Below are 23,646 nucleotides of genomic sequence, written 5' to 3'. Positions count from 1 at the left end.
CACAAATTACAAAGATTTTACTATCTTCACCATTTATTAATTCTTCAAAAAGATAAAAATTAGACTCAATTCAAACGTTTCCACAATATGAATGAAATCAACTTCTTATTCCGAGATAAAAATCGTCGTAAATTTTTCTTCAAGTGCATTTTAATCGGGCTTCCCATACTGATAGGCGCGGCATTGCTGATCAATTATATTGAAGATAGTTCTGCCGCCGAGGGCACACCAAACGATAAAGGTGGAAGGGACTATTATTTTAGAGATGCCATAACGGAAACAGCTCCCGATGTTCTATGTAAACTAATCCCCATGTATCCCAATGGCAAAATTACTTACTACAACTTTTCTACAGATCAAGCTAATAATCCAGTTGGGGACCTATTTTTATTTACATCCGACTCTTTCGACAAAGTGAAAGCATTCTACCAGGAAAAAGGAAAGATAATTGATGAGAGCACCGATACATTTGTCTGTGCTATTGATGGCAAAAAAATAACACTAAGCAAATTCACTACACAAGAAGACGACCAAATACAGGGCGAGAATAAGATCAATATCTCATTTTAAATTTTGCTGCCTTAGCGTTCATAGCAGTTGAATTTACCGTAGTATACCAAGTTATGTTTAACAGCTCCGCAGCATCCGTTATGCCTGTTATAAAATGAACATGTGTTCCTATGCCGATATTTTAGGATGTTGTAATGCCAATAAAAATAGGTTGGTGTTGATTTATCATCAAAAAAGCTGTATCTTTGTAGGACATAATTGGGGTTGACCGGAATTGACAGGATGGAGACGGTTATGTAAGCATGTAGTGCGTTGTTAGTAGAGCACTTTAATCTGAACTTTCAGAATTATAACTGGCGAAGAAAACTACGCCTTAGCTGCTTAAGTTAGACTTAACATAGCTATTTGTCCCGTTAGATCCTGTTCTTTGGTTTAACATTCGGGGCATCGAACGATAGAACTGGCAAGTGTGATGTTGCTAAGCACTTGTGAGAAACAGCAACTACGGCGTACGGTATAGGTAAGCGACTCACCTTCCCTCGCCCGACAATCAAAGAGAAGCTAAACATGTAGAAAGCGTATACAGTACCATGACTGGACGAGAGTTCGAATCTCTCCAGCTCCACTAAATAAGCCACATTCAATGCTAATGTGGCTTATTTTTTTAAAGGACTATCCCGTACGAAATTGCTTTCTATACTTTAAGGGAGACACCTTAGTCACCACCTTAAATTGTTTGCTGAAATGTGCCCAACTGTTATAGCCACTATTATAACAGATATCCAAAATAGGCCGGTCCGTATCGCGTAACAGTTTACATGCATGTCCGATCCGGAGTTCCTTAATAAAATCAAAATAACTCTTTTTTATGTTCTTCTTAAAGAAACGACAAAATGCCGAAACGGACATATTTGTATTGGCGGCGACTTCTTTCAACGAAACCGGATTTAAGAAATTCTTGAAGGAGTAATCTATTATTGTTTCTATCAACACGTTTTCCGCACCGCCGGCAAAAGTATCAAACGCGATCGTAATCACTTTTTGTTCTTCAGATAATCCGATCTGTTCCAAGCATTTCAATAGTAACTGAATCCGCTCAAGTCCCTCCATATTTTCTATTTGTCGGATCATATGAGCAATATTCTGCCCACTGCTTCCTTGGAGTCGGATTCCCATGCTCTCATTTTTCAATAATCCAGCAATTACATGCATTTCAGGCAAGGATAAAAAAGCATCCCCTAAAAAATCCTTTAGGAAATGAACGACGATTGCACTGCCAATAGCGTCCTGCTTAGATTTGCGAAACCAATGTGGCAGGTCTGAGCTGAGAAAAAACACGTCACCCGGCTTGTAATCGCCGATATAATCGCCGATAAGTGCAGTACCATTCCCTGCCGTGATTACAATCAGTTCACACTCGGGGTGCCTATGCCAAGCCGTTTCAAAATTCGGAGTTCTATACATCCGACAAGCGAACGAATATTGTTCTTCAACATGTATTTTCTGGATCAGTGTTTTCATAACAAACGGTTTATAGCAAATACATCTGCTATCTAAACAGATAATATACAATTAAAAACAAAAAAAATGACAAGATAACATATTTTTTTATTGAAATAGCAGTTGAATGATGGTTGGTCGATGCTGTAAATTTATCTTAAGATAAGGGTACCACTTTTGAACAGTATGCGGATACCGCAATACCTTATAAACCCAAAAACTAATTATGAACACAACTTCAATAAAAATAAAGTATGGAAGCGAATACCTATGATGCCATTGTCGTAGGCTCTGGTATCAGTGGCGGATGGGCCGCAAAAGAGCTTTGTGAAAAGGGCTTGAAAGTACTGATGTTGGAACGTGGCGGCCCCTACGAGCACATCAAAGATTATAAATCTGCGCTACGGGAACCCTGGGATCTCCCACACCGCGGACGGACGACGATAGAACAGAAACAAAAATACCCCGTTATTCATCGCGGATGGGCGGCCTCAGAAGCGGTTATGGACGGCTGGGTAAACGAAGAAGATTGTCCATATACCGAACTGAAACCCTTCACCTGGTGGCGTAGCTACCGTATGGGCGGACGCTCTACCCTATGGGGTCGGCAGTCCTATAGATTTAGCCCAATGGACTTCGAAGCCAACGCCCGGGATGGAATCGCTGTCCCATGGCCAATTGGCTATCATGATGTGGCCCCCTGGTATGACCATGTTGAAAAATTTGCTGGAATCAGCGGATCCATCGAAAATATCGCACACCTTCCCGATGGACAGTTCTTGCCTCCCATGGAGTTGAATTGCGTAGAAAAAGATGTCGCCAAACGTATTAAACAAGAATATGGGGACAAGCGACACCTGATCATTGGACGAACCGCAAACCTAACAGCCCTGATTCCGGGGCGATCAAAATGTCAATTTAGAAACCGATGCTGGGAAGGATGTCCTTTTGGGGGCTATTTTAGCACACAGTCCTCTACCCTGCCCGCTGCAATGAAAACCGGCAACTTGACCGTCCGGCCCTATTCGCTGGTCAGGCAAGTATTGTACGATAAAGATACTAAAAAGGCTACTGGGGTTGAAGTGTTGGATACCGAGACCAATCAAACCTACGAATTCAAAAGTAAAGTGGTTTTTCTATGTGCATCGTCCCTCAACAGTACATGGGTCTTATTCAATTCCGCGACAGATATATGGCCCGAAGGCCTGGGCAGCAGCAGTGGCGAACTGGGGCATAATGTAATGGATCATCATTACAACCTCGGTGCATCAGGTATGGTGGAAGGCTACGAGGACAGCTATATATTCGGCAAAAGAGCCAATGGATTTTATATACCGCGATTTGTCAATATTGGCAGTGACAAAAGAGACTATCTGCGTGGTTTCGGTTATCAAGGTAGTGCCAGTCGCGAAGGCTGGAGTAGGGATATCGCCGAACTGAGTATAGGAGGTGATTTTAAGGATGCGCTCACCGAGCCCGGTCAATGGACCATCGGTGCGACCGCTTTCGGAGAGATACTCCCTTACCATGAAAATAAAATCTCCCTGGACAAAGACCGAAAGGATAAATGGGGGCTACCCGTACTAGCGATGGATGCTGAGCTAAAGGAGAATGAACTGAAGATGCGCAAGGATATGCTTGCGGAAGTGAAAGCGATGTTGAGCATCGCAGGTGTAAAAAATATTAAGACTTGGGACGGTGGCCATGCTATGGGACATGGCATCCACGAGATGGGAACGGCGAGAATGGGACTGGATCCCAAAACTTCAGTGCTCAACAAATGGAATCAGGTGTGGGATTGTCTTAATGTATATGTCACAGACGGTGCTTGCATGACCTCATCGGGTTGCCAAAATCCTTCATTGACTTATATGGCACTAACGGCGAGGGCCGTAGACCATGCAGTCAATGAACTAAAGAAAAATAATAGCTAAGCCAATGGAAAGAAGAACACTTTTAAAGATGATCGCCCTGCTTACGGGTGGGGCAGTGATTGGCGGCAATGCTTTTTTGACGGGTTGCAGCTCCAGCGAGGAACGCAACCTTAAAGCACGCCTCAAATTAACTCCCCAACAGGTTGCATTCTTGGACGAAGTGGCTGAAACCATACTCCCCACTACACAAAAAAGTCCAGGAGCCAAAGCAGCCAAAGTCGGTTCGTTTATGACAATCATGGTAAATGATTGTTATGAAGCTCCGGATCAGCAGATCTTTCTCGACGGGATGGACAAATTGGATGTGGCTTGCAAAAAAATGCACGATGTGGGTTTCATGGAAGCCACAGCTGAGCAAAGGCTTGTCCTCCTGACTGCTATCGATAAAGAAATCAAAGAACATATGCTCCAAAAAGGGCAATCACCCAATCACTATTACACGATGTTTAAGCAATTAACACTCCTGGGTTACTTCTCTTCAGAAATTGGCTATAAACAAGCCCTCCGCTATAACCAAGCACCGGGTAGGTATGAAGGGGATGTCCCTTATAAAAAAGGAGATAGAGCCTGGGCTTAACATAACGAAAAACGAACAAACGAATAAGGTTCCCTATAGGAGTAGCCTTTTTACAAAAAAAACATGTATGACAACAATTAAAGGACCTGCTATTTTTTTGGCTCAATTTGCTGGAGATAACGCACCTTTCAATACGCTGGAAGGCATCTGTGAATGGGCAGCATCGATTGGCTATAAGGGTATCCAAATACCAACCTGGGATGCGCGATTAATAGATCTTCAAAGGGCTGCGGAAGATAAAGATTATGCGCAGCAACTAAAGGCTACCGTACAATCATACGGTCTGGAGATTACCGAATTATCGACACATCTCCAGGGACAGCTGATAGCCGTGAATCCATCTTTTGATAGCCTATTTGACGCATTTGCCCCGCAAGAGCTACATGATAAACCAAAAGAACGACAACAATGGGCTGTACAACAGCTCCATTATGCCATCAAGGCCTCTAACAACCTAGAGTTGAAAGCCCTAGCAACTTTTAGCGGCGCTTTTCTGTGGCCATATGTATACCCTTGGCCGCAGCGCCCAGAAAATTTGATCGAAACAGGGTTTACCGAATTGGCAAAAATGTGGTTACCCATATTGGATGCAGGCGAACAATACGATGTGGATCTCTGCTATGAACTTCATCCTGGTGAGGATCTACACGACGGCGTCAGTTTCGACATGTTCTTGGCGAAAGTAAATTATCATAAACGAGCGAACATTCTCTATGATCCATCACATTTTGTCTTGCAATGCCTTGACTACCTACAATTCATCGATATCTACCACGAGCGGATCAAAATGTTTCATGTAAAGGATGCAGAATTTAATCCTTCTGGCCGTCAAGGTGTCTACGGAGGTTACCAAAATTGGCAAGCACGAGCCGGCCGTTTTCGTTCCATCGGGGATGGGCAGGTAAATTTCAAGGCTATTTTTACCAAATTGACACAATATAATTTCCAGGGATGGGCAGTCTTGGAATGGGAATGTGCCTTTAAGAATTCAGAGGACGGGGCTCGCGAGGGTGCACAGCATATTAAGGATTACATTATCCGGGTAAGCGATCATGCATTCGACAATTTTGCTTCTGCTGGCAGCGACAACGACCTAAACCGAAAATTGATAGGATTATCAGACCAATAACAGCATAAAATAAAGTTATTATGGAAATCAGAAAAATCAGGATGGGCATGGTAGGTGGTGGCAAGAATGCGTTTATTGGTGCCGTACACCGCATGGCCGCGAGTATAGATGGACAGATCGAACTATGCTGCGGTGCTTTAAGTTCTGATCCTGTTAAAGCAAAAGAATCGGGAACACTACTTTCGCTTCCGGCGGATCGAATCTACGCAAATTTTCAAGAAATGATCCTGCGCGAAAGTAAATTACCTCCAGACGAACGGATGCATTTTGTAAGCATTGTAACCCCAAATGTTGCCCATTTCGAACCGGCCATGCTTGCCCTCGAAAATGGTTTTCATGTGCTTCTGGAAAAACCCATGACTTTCACGTTAAAAGAAGCAGAGTTATTGCAGCAGAAAGTGAATGAAACGGGACTGCTTCTTTGCGTTACCTATACCTATTCGGCATATCCCATGGTCAAACAAGCACGACAGCTAGTCCGCGACGGCAAGCTCGGTAATATCCGTAAAATCATGGTCGAATATCCCCAGGGATGGCTCAGTACATTGATCGAGACTGAATCGCCACTTGCTGCCTGGCGAACCGACCCTGAAAAAGGTGGGCTGAGCAGCTGTATGGGAGACATCGGAACACATGCTGCACATTTGGCTGAATATATTTCTGGTTTAAAAATAACCAAAGTATGTGCAGATCTCCGTACTGTCGTAGACGGAAGGCGATTAGAAGACGACGGGAATGTCTTACTGGGATTTGAAAATGATGCAACAGGTGTATTGTCGGCTTCACAGGTCGCGGCAGGGGAAGAGAATGCCTTAAAAATAAGAATATATGGTGAAAAAGCAGGCTTGGAATGGAATCAGCAGGACCCCAATACCCTTCTGCTAAAATGGCTCAATGAACCGGCACAGATATTCCGTGCAGGACAACAATATCTCGTCCCACTTGCGCAACACAACAGTCGTTTACCGGCCGGGCATCCGGAAGGTTACATCGAAGCATTTGCCAATATCTATAGAAATTTTTCAGCGACAATCCTCGCAAAAATAAACGATAGCAGTCCTTCTGAAGCAATGTTGGACTTCCCAACTGTGGAAGATGGGGCGAGGGGCATGAAATTTATCGAAACAGTAATAGCCTCGGGACAGTCCAGTCAAAAATGGACAACATTCTGATTCGCTGATCGAAAAAACATGCTTAAAATCGGTAGCGATTACTGAAATTACTGAACGGTCCATAAGATATCTTACGGGATCCTTCAGTAGTTTTGGTTTTTCATCACTTTTTTGAACGATTTATATCAATCCATTAGCCCCTTAATTACCGTATCCCGCAGTACGTCGCGTTTGGTATCCACAAGTGGACTATCAGAAACACGATAAAATTTCATCGGGATGAAAAACTTTGTCAAAAAGTATCAACTATTGTGTAAAACTGATATTTTTGATGTCAGTTCTAAACAACATGTAACATGAGCCAGTTAACATTTCGGGATGCCCAACAATCAGATTTATCCCGTATCGTAGCGATATACAATACCACCATTGCATCGAGAATGGTTACAGCAGACACCAGCCCAGTATCTGTAGAAAGTAGGCAAAAATGGTTTGACGAGCATAGTCCTTCAAAAAGACCGCTTTGGTTGGTAGAGGACGAAAATAACAACATGCTAGGTTGGGTCAGTTTCCAATCCTTCTATGGCCGACCAGCCTATGATGCCACCGTAGAGATAAGCATTTACCTGGATGAACAGCAACGTGGCCGGGGACTGGGCAAACAAATCCTCCTGTACTGTATAGACAGAGCTCCGTCACTTGGAGTACATACTTTATTAGGATTCATCTTTGCGCACAACCTTCCAAGCATCACGCTATTTGAAAAAATGGGGTTCCAGGAATGGGCGAATCTTCCAAATATTGCCACGCTAGATGGTGTAGAACGGAGTCTAAAGATATTGGGAAAGAGATTGCGCTAAATTTCATAATTGTCGCTCAAAAGAATTATCATTAGCTTTAAGTAATTATTTTACATTCTTAACGCCATAGGTATGAGACGACGATCACAAGTATTTTTCTTATTGACTCTTTGTATGTTATTCTGGTTCAATCTCGCCACGGCACAAAATCCGGAGCGGACCAAGACCGTCGCGATTTCCGCGGATTCTGTCTATACAAAAGTCTTGCGGGCGCTTCACGAAAGCGGTTACTATATTGCACAATTGGATCGTCCTTCGGGTTTTATTCAAAGCAGTGTATTCCTTAAAGATAAATCAATCATTGGCTTCAAAGAGGGTGAAAAAAGAATCCTTAACTTCTTAGTTAGTTCACATTCCGATAGTACAGCCACAATTGTATTAAACATATTTCGAATAGAACGTTATCGAGGCGGCAGCTTTGATTCACCGAATTATTACGAAGAAGATAAGGGGCTTGTTCAGGACGATAAGATCTATCAGCAGATGTGGAACAAAATTTTACCACTTATCCACTGAAATAAATTCATATCTCCTCAAAGCTCTTCAGCAACAAATTTTATATGCACTATAAAAAATCCCTGAGTTCTGTCCAGCTATATTGAGATGGTCAGCAGCGGAACATCCAGGCCAGAAGCCATCATCCGTGTTTTGCTGCGATGAGTCAGCGAACTCCAGAAACCATATTTATACGGAATCATAACCAATAGGTCCGTATCACTTTCTTTAACCTCATCACGGATGGCTTTGACCACCTCATTGGAAGTTACATTTTTATAGTAGTAGCTAACGATTCCCATGACATTGCCGATTGCCTCCCGGGTTTCACTTCCCTTTTCCTCGTTTAGCTGCTCAACAGTTTTACGGATATTAAGTACTTCCAATACCGCATTAAACTCAGTCGCGAAATCTTTCACTTTTTCAAGGATCTCTTTTTGCACGCCGCGTACGATATCGCAAGCGAAGAGAATATGTTTAAGCCCGCTAAATTGTGCTCCCAGTGGAACTGAGAGAATAGGGATTTTTAGTTTACTGATGGCGGCAGTTGTTGTGTTACCCAACATATCCTGGTCGAACGACCTTTTGGCCATCCCCATGACCAAAAGATCGGCACCGGTTTCCTGGATACACTTTGTAATCTGATCATAGAACAGCCCCGTAGCCAAATAAGGGACGGTTGACACACCGTTCTGGAGGGTTATAGCTTCGGCTTTACGTTTCAATATCTCGTTTTGGTGTTCAAAAATCTTGAACATGGAATCGGGAGAAAGACGTGCATTCATTGCGTGGATAGAAGGATTCTGGAGTGAAAACAAGACAATCTCATATTCTTTACCAGCAAAAACTTCAAGTATAAATTTTAAGGCATGTTCTGCCTCTGCAGCATAGTCTGTAGCAACAATAATCCGTTTCATATGATCCGATTTAATACGTTTAAATAACCCTTTTTATTACGATCAAGTTAACGAAAAATAATAAATCTATCAACCGGATAATTGTCTCAGCATCGTCAATTTTCTCCCGATTTACGACTATTTTGAATAGCTGTTTTTTACAAAAGATGCCTTTTTTAAGTAATCAATACTTTGCTCAAGCCCCGTGTAAATATCATTGTGTGTTTCTTCCAGTTCGACGAATAGATAATTAAGGCCAGCTGTTTTGGCATTGTTAAAAATCGCGTCAAATCCTACCATTCCACTTTGACCGATTTCACGGTGATCTTTGATATGCAATGCTTTAAATCTACCCGCGTATTTGTTGAAATAATCCACAGGACTTACATCTCCGATTACTGCCCAGTAAACATCCATTTCGAAAAATACGTTTTCAGGATTAGTGTGCTCCAACATATAGTCATACATGACCTTATCTTCCACTTTTTTAAATTCGTGCGAGTGGTTGTGGTAACCGTACAATAGTCCCTGTTCACGGCATTTTGCACCTACCGCATCCAAATAGCGGCACTGTGTTTCTAGATCTTTGAGAGTCTTAGGTACCTCCATCCAAGGTGTTACAATATATTTCATACCGGCAGCCTTGTGGGTCGCAATACATTCGTCCCACCACTTTAAGGACTCAGAGAAATTTCCTGAGGCGAGTTCTTCAGCGGACAAAGTTTTTGTTGCGTGCGAAGACAATACTTTCATTCCCGCTTTTTCCACTTTCGCTTTAAATTCCTGCGGACTGAGGTTATACAATTTTCCTTCTTTATAACCAGCGGCTTCCACTCCAGTATAGCCAAGAGCAGCAATCTTTTGTAAAATTTGATCGAAATTCGGGTTTTTACTGATTTCTTCACGTACAGAGTATAACTGTAGGCCGATTTCTTTTTTTGCGGCTTTTTGCTGTGCAAAAGTCGGATTGATGGCCAATAGCATACAGCCTGCCATGAATGATCCGATAAGTGTTCTTCTTTTCATGTGTTTTATTTATTCATAGACCTAAACAACACGAAAGCTATTGCAAACATCAGTTTACGGGTTGTTTAGGTTTATCCGTGTTAAGTGCAGCTGCAATGTATGCAAATACTCTAAAAAACACAATGCTTTGGACTTTTATTTATTCACATGCGGATATTTTAATGTTTTTGGGGGCCTGTTAGAAGGCGATAATCGAACATGTAAACGATTTACCGACGAAACTTGTTCTCTTGACAAGGACAACAATTTAAAAGATGGAAAATCAATTCAACACCCCGGAGAATAGCCATGAAAAGCAGGATGGAAAATTACCTGATGTAGCCGTTAAAGAAAGAGACGATGCACCTGCTGGTCGCAATATTAAACGAACGATCATTATCGCCGTTTGTGTGCTGATTGTAATTTATTTGATCTATTATTTTATGAGTGATCATTAAACACCGAAGTTTATTTCATGGGCTTTATAAGCATATAGCAAAATATTTCAGTTTTATCAGGCTAACAGCTGATAAAACTGAAAAAATAATTCCACGACAACATGTACGCTCACCAAACTAGCCTCTATCTAAATCTTTTTGATACAGCTTTCGGGTTATCCAACTTACCACAGCTTCGGTTAAGCTTGACGGATTCTCTGAAAACCGAAGCTGGGCAAGGTGGCTTGTTTCTGTTTACATGTTTTTCAATTGCTGTCCAAGAATTTACTACTGGGACAGAGACATAGGGATTGGTTATTCGTCCGGCTTATTGTTAATTCATAGGTGTATGTAGCCTTGAAATTCGTCAAAAAAAACTATCTTCCTATCAGATGGTTTCATAAAACAAATATAAATAAAGCAAATATTTAAACAAAATAATAAACATTATTTTGCATAAACTATCATTCAATTCGTCATATGACGGATAAGGACAGAGAAAAACTTGAATCCATTGGTCTGCGCTTCCGCGCACGGCGTAATGAACTATACTATTCTTTAAAAGATGTATCTAATTTAACAGGTATTTCTACCGGTACACTTAATGGAATAGAGCGGGGAAAAGATTTAACGCTCACCAATTTTTTGATCCTATGCCGGAGTCTCGAAATCCAACCTAAGACCTTTTTCCAAAGCGATATAGAACTCATTCCCCCCTATTCACTTCCGCCTGATGTGCAAGAAAGAATTTCAATAAATAAAAAGCTGGACGACCTTGTTTATTATTCCGACTTCTTTAACAGTCCAAAACGGGTTTCCGATGTATTAAAGGAATTAAACATTGATAAAAGTCAAAGCAACAAATTCTCGGTCTATCTTTCTGCTTATTGTGAAGAAGGCGCGCTTGAATATGAGCAACAAGGCAACTATAAGGTATATCGGAAGAAAGCGGACGCTACTTCGAAAATTCCCGGAAACGGTTAGCTCTTTTAAAAGTCCCTAGATCATTAAACCGCACACCATATTTCCGTAATACTTCCTGTGCTTTCTTGCGACCGATATGCCGTACATAAAAGGTTTCATTCACAACAAAATGATGAATACTATGTGTCCATCCGAAAAAGAAACAGAATAATTGCATGGGGTAAGTCCACCAGATATTGAGCACCTGTGTTTGTTCAATCACGTTACCCTCCTCCACATCACCGAAATAATGCATATTGGATGTAATAAAATGTAAACAAAATTGACGTAACAAATTTGGAAGTAGAATCGTATAAATAATCAAATTTAGACTTATCAACATGTTATCAACATAGTGTGGAAAACTCAAATTGGTTATAGCGTACCCGTTTAACCAATCCAATAACCCATCTACAAAAAAGAAATATAACACCACATGTGCAAAAATCGTTACGGGCACGATACTCAAAAACATGATCCTTTTTAATTTTGATGATGTTTCCAGTTTAAGATTTCCATTCTTGACCTCCCGATCCATATCACCAAACATGCGGTACAAGCGTAGCAGTCCGCCTAAAACAACATCAGGAGTTGTCAACAGACGCTTGATTGTCCAACGCTCACCATTAGTTACACTGCGTTCCTCAACATCATGCAAAGTTCCCGAAAACTTGTGATGATGATGGTGTAAAGTGCGTCGAATCCAGGGGTTGACAGTCAATGGACGTAAAATCCAAACAATAAAAAGCATAGCATGGTGTATGGTTTTCTGCTTCTTAAAATAGAGCCAATGAATAAGATCATGTTCGATCTCATGTAGCAGCCCCATAAAAAAAGCATTTGCAACGATCATAAGCCAGGTCGGCACAATTGCCCTATACCAGCCTATAGAAACTGCAATAATAGCGATCACAGCGATTAAAAAGATAACAAACCCAATGCTATTCTGCCGTTTTAATATAGGGTGCGCCCTCTTGAGCTGTTGGTAAGATAGATTGATCTCCTTTCTGATCCGGCCCGACTTTTCCTGATGTGTCAATATAATGTGATTTTGGAGGCAAAAGTACATATTTTTTTATTAGATACACCTGCTAACCTTCCTGTTATCAAAATAATGAACACAAGGTATCTACTTTTTTTTCAATAAATCTGTAACATAAGATTCCGTCCCTATACTAATTCGAAAAATAAACATATTAAACTAAGCAATTATGGAAAAGCAATCGATTTACAGCTGGAAAAGCAACCTATTGGGAAATAAATCAAAATTATATAACAATGACACCATGATTGGAACACTGGAATCCAACGATTGGACATTGGATGCCAACGTCTTTATCCATTCGGACCAATATAGTTTTAAAAACAAAGGCTTATTTACCCCTTATACCGAAATACGGAATAAATACGGCGAATTAATAGGTGATATTGAATACAATAACTGGACAGGCGGAGCAACTATTAGCTTCATTGACAAGAAATACAAATGGAGCCCGCGAAATATGTGGATGTCGGCCTGGAAAATTGCAAACGAACAAGGCCAAATTGCTGAAATAACCCCCTCTGCAATGGGAAATGGCGGAACGATAGAAAGTGTGGAAAACAATGAACTTTTACTATCCATTAGTCTTTATCTCCAAAAACGAACGGTCATCATGTATTCCATGCTTGCAATAATTCCCGCCTTTGCAATATTCTTATTTTAATCTATACCGAAAATATGTAGCTATTTCTCGAGCTGACTAATCAAGTTTGCAACAGCTTTTGTCGCATGAAGTTATATTTACAAAATATTAATTCACAATAAGATAACATCAACTTAACACAAAATCACTCTTCTTCTGTTTAACTTAGTAAGAATGAATGATATGGTTTTCAATCGTCTTATTTTTACAATCCTTGTTAGTTTCGGCACATTGTTATGCTCCTGCGGAGATACCGAACATACCATCAAAATGAAAGGTTCGGATACCGAAGTCAATCTGGCTGTTAATCTCGCCGAAGCATATAACGGCACTGATCCAACATTCAGTATGGCGATTTCAGGCGGTGGGTCGGGTTTGGGTATTACCTCACTTTTAAATGGACAGGCAGATATTGCCAACTCATCAAGGCCCCTGACCGAAGAAGAAAAGGCTCTCTTTAAAAAGAAAAATATACGCCTGAAAACCGTTGTTTTTGCCGAAGATGCCACCGCTTTCGTTACTCATAGTGACAATCCGATTTCGGAGATAGATGTGAAAACACTTTCAAAAATTATGAGCGGTCAGGTTGAAAACTGGAAATCAATTTCAGGCCAGGATATCCCGATCACGATCTACGGCAGACAAAGCAGTTCGGGCACCTATTCTTTTATTCGTAAAAAATTAAAAATCGTCTACAGTCAAAAGGCCAAGGAAATGACAGGGAATGCACAAATTCTGGAAGCTATCAAAATTGACAAGTCTGGTATCGGTTATGTCGGTGCCGGTTATATTTCCAAAAAAATTCAAGATAATAAAGGTATCAAGGTATTGAAGATCAAAAATGAGGGAGATTCCAATGCCATATCGCCTTTAGACCCTACTGCCATTAAAAATAGGATATACTTTTTTCAACGCCCTCTTTATCAATTTATTCCAGAAAAATCATGGGACAAGGTCCTGTCATTTATCCATTTTGAAACAAAGGGGGAAGGAACAAAGATCATCGAAAACTCAGGTTATTACCTTATTCATTAAATAGCATGCAGTACAAAAAACGGATAGCCATCGATAAGATTGCCAAAATCATATTCAAGTCAACCGGGTATTTGGTGCTTGCACTTCTCGGCGGTATTTTCTTTATGTTACTTTATAATGCAATTGCGTTCTTTTTGGAAGTTTCGCCGCTCGATTTTATCACTGGAAGCCAGTGGAATCCTACAGCTACAGATCCGGCCTATGGAATTCTGCCTTTAATTGTAAGTACTTCCATTGTCTCCTTGGGTGCTATGTTGATCGCCATACCGCTCGGCGTGGGTACCGCAGCTTTTATTTCTGAATATGCTAGCCCCAAGCTCAAAACTATTCTAAAACCAGCCATAGAAATGCTTGCCGCGATTCCTTCGGTGGTAATAGGTTTTTTAGGGATTGTGCTCGTTGGTCCTGGAATAGCAGATCTAAACAATTTACCAAATGGACTAAATGCATTAAATGGGGCAATTTTACTGGCAATAATGGCTCTTCCAACCATCATCACGATTTCCGAAGATGCTATCCATGCCGTACCACAGACTTACCGTGAAGCAAGCTATGGCCTCGGCGCATCCCGTTGGCAGACATTGCGCAAGATTACGATCCCGGCAGCAGCACCCGGAATTATTGCAGCAGTCATGCTAGGGCTGGGAAGAGCCATCGGTGAAACCATGACCGTACTGATGGCAACCGGTAATGCCGCGATCTTTCCAAAGGGATTTTTTGACTCGGTCAAAACCATCACGGCAACCATCGCCATCGAAATGGGTGAAGTACCTTATCAGACAACACATTATTATGCCTTGTTTGCCATCGCTATTGTGTTATTTTTTATGACCTTGGTGGCTAACCTGATCGGTGAATATTTTATCAACCGCTTTAGAAAATACCATGCAGCATAAATTCAAAAAACTGGCGCCGATCGTCGAATGGGGCACACTTCTCCTCACCACCGGACTGGTATGCTTCTTTCTGTGCGTGATCTTATATGATATATTTACCAAAGGCTACCAAGTGCTGTCCTGGGAATTTGTTTCTCAAATGCCTACCGATGGTATGACGCAGGGCGGGATTCTGACCCCAATTATTGGTACGGTATTTTTGACATTAATAACAGCAATATTCTCCATTCCGTTCGGAATCTGTTGTGCCATTTACCTCAACGAATATGCAGAAAATACCTGGCTGACCCGCACAATCCGCGCTTCGATCCGTAATTTATCCGGTGTCCCATCAATTATTTATGGTCTGTTTGGTCTGGCACTATTCGTTCAGGCGCTGAATTTCGGAACTTCGATTTTGTCTGCCGGACTCACTTTAGGTCTCCTATCTCTCCCATATATTATTACAACCACCGAGGAGGCCTTGCTCCGTATTCCCCGCAGCATGCGGGAGGCCGCATTGGCCGTAGGCGCTACTAAATTTGAATCTATCAAAGACGTGGTACTTCCCGCCTCCTTGCCCGGTATATTAACAGGTATTGTTCTGACACTTTCCAGAGCTGCTGGCGAGACAGCTCCCATACTCTTTACGGGAGCCGCTTTCTATATCACCAATTCCTCTGGAAACCTCAATCAGGAGTTTATGGCACTGCCCTATCACCTATATATGTTGTCAACGCAACACCAGTCTATCGAAGAGGTCAGACCTATCGCATATGGCACAGCATTAGTGCTTATCATTGTGGTCTTCCTCATGAATTTAACAGCTTTCTATATTCGGTATAAGTTTAGAAATAATGAAAAGTAAATTGGTCGCTGAACATCTCAACCTATGGTTTGGGAGCAAACAGGTGTTGAAGAATATCAATATCGAATTTGAAGAAAATAAAGTTACAGCTTTGATCGGCCCATCCGGTTGCGGCAAGAGTACCCTTTTGCGAAGCCTTAACCGGATGCATGATCTTTATCCAGAAGCCAGGATCGAGGGACATATCAAATTAGACGGTCGGGAGATCTATCAAAAAGATGTAGAGGTAACCGATCTGCGTAAACGTGTGGGTATGGTATTCCAAAAAGCTAACCCATTCCCCAAAAGTATTTACGAAAACATTACCTATGGCCTCAAGATCAATAATTTGGTTGCCGACAAGGCAACAGTACAAAAAGCATTGGAAGAAGCCTATATCTGGGAGGAAGTAAAAGATGATCTAAAAAAGCCCGCTACCAGGCTTTCTGGTGGACAACAACAACGACTCTGTATCGCCCGTGCCGTCGCGTTGCGTCCTGAAGTTATTTTGATGGATGAACCTTGTTCAGCATTGGATCCGGTGAGTACCCTGAAGATTGAGGAACTGATTCACCATTTGAAAAAAAAATATACGATTGTCATCGTCACGCATAATATGCAGCAGGCACAGCGTGTCGCTGACAAAACAGTCTTCATGTATCTCGGAGAGATTATTGAACAAGGAGATACGCATCAGATTTTTAACAATCCACAACACGAGACCACTCGTAATTATATCAGTGGGCATTTTGGTTAACCCCTTCAGCAAATTCTAAACACACATTCTGTGTGTATGTACCACTGCTTTCTCCTATGTTCGGCGAGTTCCTGTCTTGCCGAACATGCTAGAGGAAAAAACCAGTTTAACAAAAGGACAATACACTAACGTCAGCTTCCAAAGGGATCCGTCTTCTTTTCCGTTTTCAGTATCCCGATCAGATGCTGCAAAGCTTTTTGCAAACGTTTGGCGTCATCTTCGGTTTGAATAGCCCACAAAATCTCCTCAGTAATCGCAGCCGATTTATAGCGGATTTGATAGCCTGCCTTTACTCTTGCGATAACAAGAGGCTCCGATTTAGAAATATCACTCCGATAATGTTGTCCTGTCGAGAGAAATACAGTCAAGACCTTCCCATCGACAGTAACCGTGTCTATCTTGGTTTCTTTGTAACGATAAGCTATCTTATACAGCTTGTTAATATAAGCTATCGTCTGCTGTTTATTTAGCGTAGTATGTTGACCCTGTGACTGTGTCCCTATTCCTATTAAAAGGAAGCAACATAAAAGGAAATTTTTCATTCGAAATTGTGTTATTTGTCTACCCCTTATAACCTGTGCCGCATTCAGTCAAATACACAAGTAATAATTTGCCCCTAAAAATATCTATTTATTTAGGATTTTCATTTGTCTTTTTTATAAAAGTCTACTATCAAATCGCATGCTGTTGCAAATCGACAACGATCTCCCTCTGCTACCTATTAAATCGAAAAAAGGCCGGGCCAGATCTGTCAATCAACTTCCCAACCCTTTTTCCCTCTATTTTACTTCACCAATTTATTCTACCGCACTAAATAAAAAAATCAGCTACAGTCTAGTTTTCAATAAATCCCGCGCATTTTCTGCCATCCGGATAAATTCAGCGCGATAGCCTTCATTATCCACCCCCTTGGCTGCTTTAGCGCGTGCGATCAAACTGTCAAAATTAGCCTGTTGTTTAAAATCCGAGTCCCGAAGTAATAAACCTAGTTCAGCCACCGCCGTCGCAAAGCGTAAATCTTCACTGACCTTATTCAAATCAGCAACCTTAGCCTGTACAACCTGTTGTTGCAATTTACTTTTTTCGCCATCAGGGTCTTTGTAACGGAATTTCACTGTCGCCAATTCTCCATTCCCCCGGACCTCGATGTATTTCGTCGAATTTCTCTGGTATTTCAACGGATCAACTGTTCCGACCATTGTCGAGTTAACACCTACAGGAACGATCTCATATAGCGCCGTAACGACATGACCCACCCCCATATCGCCGCCCATCTTTTGATCGTTGTTGAAATCTTCCGCTTCAAGCAGGCGGTTTTCATAACCGACTAGGCGATAGGCCTGAACATAATTCGGATTAAACTCTACCTGAATCTTGACATCTTTGGCCACGGTAAATAAGGTGCCACCAAATTCGGTGACCATGGCTTTTCTAGCTTCTGAAATATTATCAATATAAGCATAGTTACCATGTCCTTTATCGGCCAAGGTCTCCATCTTACTATTTTTCAAATTTCCCATACCATAACCGAGCACGGTCAGAAAAACTCCCGATTTGCTTTCTTTACCAATCAACTCCTCCATGGATTCGTCGCTACTCTCCCCTACGTTGAAATCGCCGTCACTAGCCAGAATAATTCGATTGTTCCCACCCTTGATCAAATTTTGACGGGCAATTTCATAGGCTTTTTTGATTCCTGCAGCACCCGCTGTACTTCCTCCAGCCTCGAGCTCATCTATGGCCGTTTTGATTTTCATTTTTTGACTACCGCTTGTACTTTCCAATTTCACATCCGCCGAACCCGCATAGGTGACAATAGCAACACGGTCTTTATCGCGCAACTGATCTACCAACATCTTCAAGGAAGATTTTACCAAAGGTAATCGTCCGGGGCCCATCATGGATCCCGATACATCAATCAAAAAGACTAAATTAGAGGCTTTGAGTTTGTCCGTTGGGATATCTTTGGCTTTTAACGTCACACGCATCAACTGATGCTCATTGTTCCAGGGCGCCTTGGTCAGTTCCGTCACGATATTTACCGGTTCGCCATGCTTTGGTCCTTCAACCTGATACTGAAAATAGTTGATCATCTCCTCAACACGTACGGCATCTTTATCGGGCAAACTGCCCGCATTGATAATCCGACGGACATTGCTGTATGAAGCGGCATCCACATCCACAGCAAATGTTGACAAGGGTTCCTTTAGTGGATTGATAAACTTATTTTCTTTGATTTTTTGATAGGATTCCTGATTTTGATTTGGTACATACACCATTCTCCTTACGTTTAAATTCGTAGCCTGTCCAGACAATGCTGCGACCACCTGCGCCGAACCGACAACGCTCGTCTTGGCTTTGGGAGCGTACCCCATAACGACCACTTCTTCCAGTGTACGGTTATCCTGTACCATAGCTACATTGACCTTCGTTTTCCCCTTTGCCTGGATACGCTGTGTCATATAGCCGAGATAGCTAAACTCCAAAGTCGTATTTTCCGCATCCACTTGGATTTGATAATTCCCTTCACGATCGGCGGATTTGCGTTCGTTCGTTTGCAGATTCGTTACTACCACGCCACTTAACGCCAATTTGGTCGTTGCATCAGTCACTTTCCCTTTCAGCTCATATTTGTGGCCAGCATAACCACCAATCGATAGCAGCATGCTCATTAAAAAAAGTATTGTTCTCATATCCTCAAATTTTGTCAAGGGATGCGGCAAATATTAAATTTCCATAAACCAGAAAAAAAAAATATTTTTAACAAATAAAATGCTCGCATTCAAGTCGTCAAAAAAGGATTCAACGCAAGACCATGAACTCTTGCAACAATATCAGGAGACAACAGATCTCAAGGTATTGGGGGACCTCTATCAACGACATACCGAAATGGTATATTATGTCTGCTTACGCTATCTTCAGGATCCAGAACTGAGCAAAGATGCTGTAATGAATATATTTGAAGAGCTCATCTACAAAGTTAATAAGCAAGAAATCAAAGACTTTCCGAGGTGGCTCTATGTGTTGAGCAAAAACCATTGCTTGATGTACTTACGATCACAAAAGAACAAATCACAAATTTCTTTGGATGAATTTGTGAAATATCCCGAAGATGTGCATCAGTATGAACATCACGATGAAAAAGAAGAACAATTGACAGCCATGGAAGGCTGTCTGGAAAAGTTACCCGATAAGCAGCAACAGTCTGTCAGACTCTTTTTTCTGGAAGAAAAATGTTACAAAGAGATCAGCGACTCGACAGGATATAGCTTAAATGAAGTAAAGAGTTATATCCAAAATGGGAAACGGAATTTAAAAAATTGCATGGAGGCTTGGAATGAGCGACAGTAATTACGACATAGCATATTTAAAAAAATACCTCAGCGGTCAGCTCTCACCTAAAGAGATGTACGCCATTGAGCGTGAGGCCCAACGTGATCCTATGTTGGCAGATATTCTTATGGGTATAGAAATGGATCAGAACGACACTGTTCCTTCCGAACTCAATGTCCGTATTGCACAACGTGTCGAAGAAAAAAAAGAAGCAAAAATAAAAGTCTTTGACTGGAAACGATTGATCATCGCTGCAACCGTAGTTGCTGTTTTAGGTGCTGGCATCCTATATTTCCAACAAGAGAAAAATACCGCTGAGGCAAACCGAACTGCAGATGTTGCGCTGCCAACTGATATCCCCTCATCAAAATCGGTGCCTCAAAATGATACTGTAGCTTCGGCTGACATTCAACCCAATATCAAAGAGCAAGACAGCCCTCACTTGGCAGATAACAGTAAACCAACAGTTGTGCACAATCGTTTACAGGAGGAGACGACCCCATCCCTAAAGAATCCATCTCTGCGACTAGCCCCAGTTGAAATGAAGAGGGGTATTCAATCGGAAAGGTCCTTTGGCGACTCAAAATTGATGGACAGTGCAGTTGTATATGGTTACGCTCCAAAAGCAAAACAGAGTATTACAGGAAGTAATGTTATTATCAGAGGCGACCAGCTCAATACCATTGCCGGCCGTGTAGCTGGAATCAATCTAACACCACAGATGAGCGGAACTCCCTTGCAGGTAACCGTACGGGATAAAGAAACAGGTCTGCCCATATCGGGTGTCACCATTATGCAACCCAATAGTAAGCTGACCACAAATACCGATGTACAAGGGAAGGCAACCATTCAGCCAAGTACAGTGGACTCACTGGTTGATATTATGGCTGTGGGCTATAATACCGTTGCATTAAATATGCGCCGCAACAAAAACTTGAATGTAAAATTACAACCATCCAATGCCACACTTGAGGAAGTGGTAGTTACAACCATGTCCTCCCGAAAAATAAAGAGCGCAGAACCTATTTGGGGTTGGAAATCATTTAACAATTACGTCAAGAAAAAAACAGCCAACAGTCGATATGAAGGTACCGTACGTTTAAATTTCTATATTGATAAAGATGGATTTCCATCCAATATCAATATTTTACAGCGTGCGAATGACTATTTGGACAACCGGGCCAAAGAGATTTTACTTTCGGGACCAAAATGGAAAGGTGAGGACAACAGATATGTAACACTGACCTTCGACTTTACCTATTAAAATATACAAGTAAATCCGATACAGCAACAGCTTAATCTTATTTTTTTAAACTTATAAAATTTAAGATTATTTCATAAATTAGCATTATAAATTCTTAACCATATAGTGACTTTTTATGAAAGGCTTTTTCACCAGTCTGCTTATTTTCGGCAGTTTTTGGGCGCATGCCCAAGATTTTTCATTTGGTAAAATAAAAAAAGAAGATTTCGCCATTGATATCAGTAAGTTGGATACTGCCGCCAATGCATTTGTCATTCGCGAATATGGCTCCGCACAAGTCAACTACACCTCGCATACTGGCCTCATTGTCGAGTTTGTCAAGCACGTCCGGATTAAAATATTGAACAAGGAAGGCTACAACTATGCAAATTTTACAATTCCACTTTACAAAAGCGGAAATGATCGTGAAGTTGTCACCGATATCAAAGCTGCTTCTTACCACCTACAGGGAGATAAAGTGATCGAAACCGAAATGACAAAAGCAAATGTCTTTAACGAAAACTCTTCGGAAAACATCTCCTTGACTAAGGCTGCGATCCCACAGGTGCAGGAAGGAACAATTATTGAATACCGCTATAAAACAGAATCTCCCTTTATTTTCAACCTCAACTCCTGGGAATTTCAGGAGGAACTTCCCAAACTATATAGTGAATATGTCACACGTATCCCAGAAATCTGTCATTATAAAACCAATTTAAAAGGCGGTATCCCGATCAAGGACCGCAAAACTGAAAATTATAACACCGGGCTACATAGCGAAGTCGGTGAAATTCTGGGTGACAAAACGACCTATACCATGGAGAATATTCCAGCCTTCCACAGCGAAGACTACATGACATCTTCCAAAAATTTTCGATCAATTATATTTTTTGAGCTTGGACGGTATAGTATCCCCATGGGGCCCACAAAAGACTTTTCCCTAACTTGGGAAAATGTACACGAAAAATTGATCGCCGATGAAAGTTTTGGCGGTCAGGTAAAAAGAAAAGGAGCCCTAAAGGAATTTATCGAGCCCGTATTGCAAGGAGCGAACAACGATATAACTAAAGCTTCCCGTCTTTATGCCTATTTCCAGAAACGCATCAAATGGAACAATAAACATTCTATCTATGCAAAAAATATTAAGGATGCGCTTGAAAAACGAACTGGCAACAGTGCAGACATCAATCTCGGATTGGTCAATGCGCTACGTTATGCGCAATTAGAGGCTATCCCCGTGATCTTGTCAACGCGTGACAATGGTTACGCCGGATTGTATGCCCCAGCAATATCAGAATTCAACCACGTTGTCGCCCAGGTAAAACTCGGTGAGGAATACTATCTATTGGACGCCACCTCACCCTATGAACCCTTTGGCAACATCCCCCTAAAATGCGTCAATTATCAAGGCCGTTCGATTCCGTTGACCGGAGAGTCGGATTGGGTGAAACTAGAATCAAAACTTCCATCGTCCCAAAGTAATTTCTTCTTTGGTGAGTTAATGGAAAATGGCACTTTAAAAGGAAAATGGGTTACTTCTAGGAATGGCTATCTGGCCTCGAGAATGCGTGAACGTCTACAGGGTAGCAATTCGGAAGAGGAATTTTACGAAAAATGGGATGAGGAAAATAATCGATTCAAAATCAACAGCTTTAAGGTATCCAATCGGGATTCATTAGACAAACCCCTAGCCGAAGAATTTGAAATCGAAATTGAAAATTTTGCTAGCTTACAAAATGACCAACTCGCGTTTAACCCTTACATTGATAGCAAAACAACCAAAAATCCTTTTAATTTGACCGAACGGAATTACCCGATTGATTTTGGTTCCTTGATTCAAGAGGAAAGCTATATGGAAATCAAACTACCAAAAGGATATACATACGCCCCAGAGACAAAATTAAAAAATGTCAGTATGGCCTTACCTGAACGTGCAGCCCGCTATATTTTTAAGGTCAGTAACTTAGATCCAAATGTCTTGCTTATTGAGTCCGCAACACAATTTAACAAACCGTTGTTCCTACCCGAAGAATATTTTGATCTAAAAGAGTTTTTTAGCCGGATCATCCAAGCCCAGAAACTGGATATTGCACTAAAGAAAATCTGACCGACAGCTTAACAAAAACTTCATGTTATATTGACGATAAGCTTAAATAAAGATGATAAATTTGAATATCAAAAAAGAAGAAATAAAATGATTAAAGATTCAGAATTGTTCGAACTAGAGTATACCTTTCTTGGTGAAGGTTTCGAGTTAGATGGTGATGATATTATCACCGATGAAGACTAGGTCTTCACTTTTTTAAGCAAGTATTATTCCCCTTATATAATCTCTAAGCCCGGTTGATTCCTCTCTGGGCTTTTTCTTTTTCTTAATTCTGAGCCTGGTCAAACACAATCAAAGTTTGCCTACTTTTTATAAATTAGCTATATTTAACTCATTCCTATTAACA

The 23,646-nt window shown here is 41.3% G+C and carries 23 protein-coding genes and 1 other RNA gene; 18 read left to right on the top strand and 6 right to left on the bottom strand.

The window, feature by feature from the left end; all coding sequences use genetic code 11:
* Positions 1-87 precede the first annotated feature (87 nt).
* On the top strand, positions 88-570 hold the full coding sequence (locus B4A24_RS22040) for a hypothetical protein (protein ID WP_293947110.1): 483 nt from the start codon (positions 88-90) through the stop codon (positions 568-570).
* A gap of 200 nt (positions 571-770) precedes the next feature.
* Positions 771-1,138: a transfer-messenger RNA gene (gene ssrA / locus B4A24_RS22035) on the top strand.
* Positions 1,139-1,182: 44 nt separating this feature from the next.
* Here ssrA and B4A24_RS22030 read toward each other — a convergent pair.
* Positions 1,183-2,031, bottom strand: coding sequence for an AraC family transcriptional regulator (locus tag B4A24_RS22030; RefSeq protein WP_293947109.1), 849 nt, complete (start codon positions 2,029-2,031; stop codon positions 1,183-1,185).
* 233 nt (positions 2,032-2,264) lie between these two features.
* Between B4A24_RS22030 and B4A24_RS22025 the strand changes: the two genes are divergently transcribed.
* From B4A24_RS22025 to B4A24_RS22000, 6 genes are all read left to right on the top strand, one after another.
* Complete coding sequence (locus tag B4A24_RS22025) at positions 2,265-3,944, top strand: GMC oxidoreductase (RefSeq protein ID WP_293947108.1); 1,680 nt, start codon at positions 2,265-2,267, stop codon at positions 3,942-3,944.
* Positions 3,945-3,948: 4 nt separating this feature from the next.
* Positions 3,949-4,521, top strand: coding sequence for a gluconate 2-dehydrogenase subunit 3 family protein (locus B4A24_RS22020; RefSeq protein ID WP_293947107.1), 573 nt, complete (start codon positions 3,949-3,951; stop codon positions 4,519-4,521).
* Between the two features lie 67 nt (positions 4,522-4,588).
* Positions 4,589-5,650: a sugar phosphate isomerase/epimerase family protein gene (locus B4A24_RS22015; protein WP_293947106.1), complete on the top strand. Its 1,062-nt coding sequence runs from the start codon at positions 4,589-4,591 to the stop codon at positions 5,648-5,650.
* 20 nt (positions 5,651-5,670) lie between these two features.
* The gene (locus tag B4A24_RS22010; protein ID WP_293947105.1) at positions 5,671-6,822 is read left to right on the top strand and encodes a Gfo/Idh/MocA family protein; all 1,152 of its coding nucleotides are present in this window, start codon (positions 5,671-5,673) and stop codon (positions 6,820-6,822) included.
* Positions 6,823-7,118: 296 nt separating this feature from the next.
* Positions 7,119-7,622 (top strand): GNAT family N-acetyltransferase, encoded by a 504-nt coding sequence (locus B4A24_RS22005; protein ID WP_293947104.1) that lies wholly within the window; start codon positions 7,119-7,121, stop codon positions 7,620-7,622.
* Positions 7,623-7,694: 72 nt separating this feature from the next.
* Positions 7,695-8,138: a hypothetical protein gene (locus B4A24_RS22000; RefSeq protein WP_293947103.1), complete on the top strand. Its 444-nt coding sequence runs from the start codon at positions 7,695-7,697 to the stop codon at positions 8,136-8,138.
* Positions 8,139-8,215: 77 nt separating this feature from the next.
* On the opposite strand, the gene B4A24_RS21995 is transcribed toward B4A24_RS22000, so the two are convergent.
* Both B4A24_RS21995 and B4A24_RS21990 read right to left on the bottom strand, forming a co-directional pair.
* On the bottom strand, positions 8,216-9,034 hold the full coding sequence (locus B4A24_RS21995; RefSeq protein WP_172396667.1) for a universal stress protein: 819 nt from the start codon (positions 9,032-9,034) through the stop codon (positions 8,216-8,218).
* A 117-nt stretch (positions 9,035-9,151) separates the two neighbouring features.
* The gene (locus B4A24_RS21990; RefSeq protein ID WP_293947102.1) at positions 9,152-10,039 is read right to left on the bottom strand and encodes a sugar phosphate isomerase/epimerase family protein; all 888 of its coding nucleotides are present in this window, start codon (positions 10,037-10,039) and stop codon (positions 9,152-9,154) included.
* A 254-nt stretch (positions 10,040-10,293) separates the two neighbouring features.
* Between B4A24_RS21990 and B4A24_RS21985 the strand changes: the two genes are divergently transcribed.
* Positions 10,294-10,476 carry a hypothetical protein gene (locus B4A24_RS21985; protein ID WP_172396665.1) on the top strand — a complete coding sequence of 61 codons (183 nt, stop codon included), beginning with the start codon at positions 10,294-10,296 and terminating at the stop codon, positions 10,474-10,476.
* A 459-nt stretch (positions 10,477-10,935) separates the two neighbouring features.
* Positions 10,936-11,439, top strand: coding sequence for a helix-turn-helix domain-containing protein (locus B4A24_RS21980; protein WP_293947101.1), 504 nt, complete (start codon positions 10,936-10,938; stop codon positions 11,437-11,439).
* Here the strand turns inward: B4A24_RS21980 and B4A24_RS21975 are convergent.
* Positions 11,411-12,487: a fatty acid desaturase gene (locus B4A24_RS21975; RefSeq protein WP_293947100.1), complete on the bottom strand. Its 1,077-nt coding sequence runs from the start codon at positions 12,485-12,487 to the stop codon at positions 11,411-11,413. The genes B4A24_RS21980 and B4A24_RS21975 overlap by 29 nt on opposite strands.
* Before the next feature lie 142 nt (positions 12,488-12,629).
* Between B4A24_RS21975 and B4A24_RS21970 the strand changes: the two genes are divergently transcribed.
* The 5 genes from B4A24_RS21970 to pstB all read left to right on the top strand — a co-directional run bounded on the left by B4A24_RS21970 (position 12,630) and on the right by pstB (position 16,617).
* Positions 12,630-13,124 (top strand): hypothetical protein, encoded by a 495-nt coding sequence (locus B4A24_RS21970; protein ID WP_293947099.1) that lies wholly within the window; start codon positions 12,630-12,632, stop codon positions 13,122-13,124.
* Between the two features lie 153 nt (positions 13,125-13,277).
* Complete coding sequence (locus B4A24_RS21965) at positions 13,278-14,138, top strand: PstS family phosphate ABC transporter substrate-binding protein (RefSeq protein WP_293947098.1); 861 nt, start codon at positions 13,278-13,280, stop codon at positions 14,136-14,138.
* A gap of 5 nt (positions 14,139-14,143) precedes the next feature.
* Positions 14,144-15,034, top strand: coding sequence for a phosphate ABC transporter permease subunit PstC (gene pstC / locus B4A24_RS21960; RefSeq protein ID WP_293947097.1), 891 nt, complete (start codon positions 14,144-14,146; stop codon positions 15,032-15,034).
* Positions 15,024-15,881, top strand: a complete 858-nt coding sequence (gene pstA / locus B4A24_RS21955) for a phosphate ABC transporter permease PstA (RefSeq protein WP_172396661.1) — start codon at positions 15,024-15,026, stop codon at positions 15,879-15,881. The genes pstC and pstA overlap by 11 nt, the downstream gene beginning before the upstream one ends.
* Complete coding sequence (gene pstB / locus B4A24_RS21950; protein WP_172396660.1) at positions 15,871-16,617, top strand: phosphate ABC transporter ATP-binding protein PstB; 747 nt, start codon at positions 15,871-15,873, stop codon at positions 16,615-16,617. Before pstA ends, pstB begins: the two co-directional genes overlap by 11 nt.
* Positions 16,618-16,748: 131 nt before the next feature.
* Here pstB and B4A24_RS21945 read toward each other — a convergent pair whose 3' ends face one another.
* Positions 16,749-17,159 carry a hypothetical protein gene (locus B4A24_RS21945; RefSeq protein ID WP_293947096.1) on the bottom strand — a complete coding sequence of 137 codons (411 nt, stop codon included), beginning with the start codon at positions 17,157-17,159 and terminating at the stop codon, positions 16,749-16,751.
* A gap of 285 nt (positions 17,160-17,444) precedes the next feature.
* Complete coding sequence (locus B4A24_RS21940; protein WP_293947095.1) at positions 17,445-19,310, bottom strand: vWA domain-containing protein; 1,866 nt, start codon at positions 19,308-19,310, stop codon at positions 17,445-17,447.
* Between the two features lie 79 nt (positions 19,311-19,389).
* Between B4A24_RS21940 and B4A24_RS21935 the strand changes: the two genes are divergently transcribed.
* From B4A24_RS21935 to B4A24_RS21925, 3 genes are all read left to right on the top strand, one after another.
* Positions 19,390-19,968, top strand: coding sequence for an RNA polymerase sigma factor (locus B4A24_RS21935; RefSeq protein ID WP_293947094.1), 579 nt, complete (start codon positions 19,390-19,392; stop codon positions 19,966-19,968).
* A complete protein-coding gene (locus tag B4A24_RS21930) occupies positions 19,955-21,214 on the top strand; it encodes an energy transducer TonB family protein (RefSeq protein ID WP_293947093.1) in 1,260 nt (419 codons plus the stop codon). Before B4A24_RS21935 ends, B4A24_RS21930 begins: the two co-directional genes overlap by 14 nt.
* 115 nt (positions 21,215-21,329) lie before the next feature.
* The gene (locus tag B4A24_RS21925; RefSeq protein WP_293947092.1) at positions 21,330-23,300 is read left to right on the top strand and encodes a transglutaminase domain-containing protein; all 1,971 of its coding nucleotides are present in this window, start codon (positions 21,330-21,332) and stop codon (positions 23,298-23,300) included.
* Positions 23,301-23,646: the final 346 nt, after the last annotated feature.

The sequence above is a fragment of the Sphingobacterium sp. UBA7249 genome (assembly GCF_002472835.1).
Taxonomy (GTDB): domain Bacteria; phylum Bacteroidota; class Bacteroidia; order Sphingobacteriales; family Sphingobacteriaceae; genus Sphingobacterium; species Sphingobacterium prati.
The sequence above is the reverse complement of the archived record's forward strand: the minus strand, read 5'-3'. Positions and strand labels throughout refer to the sequence as shown.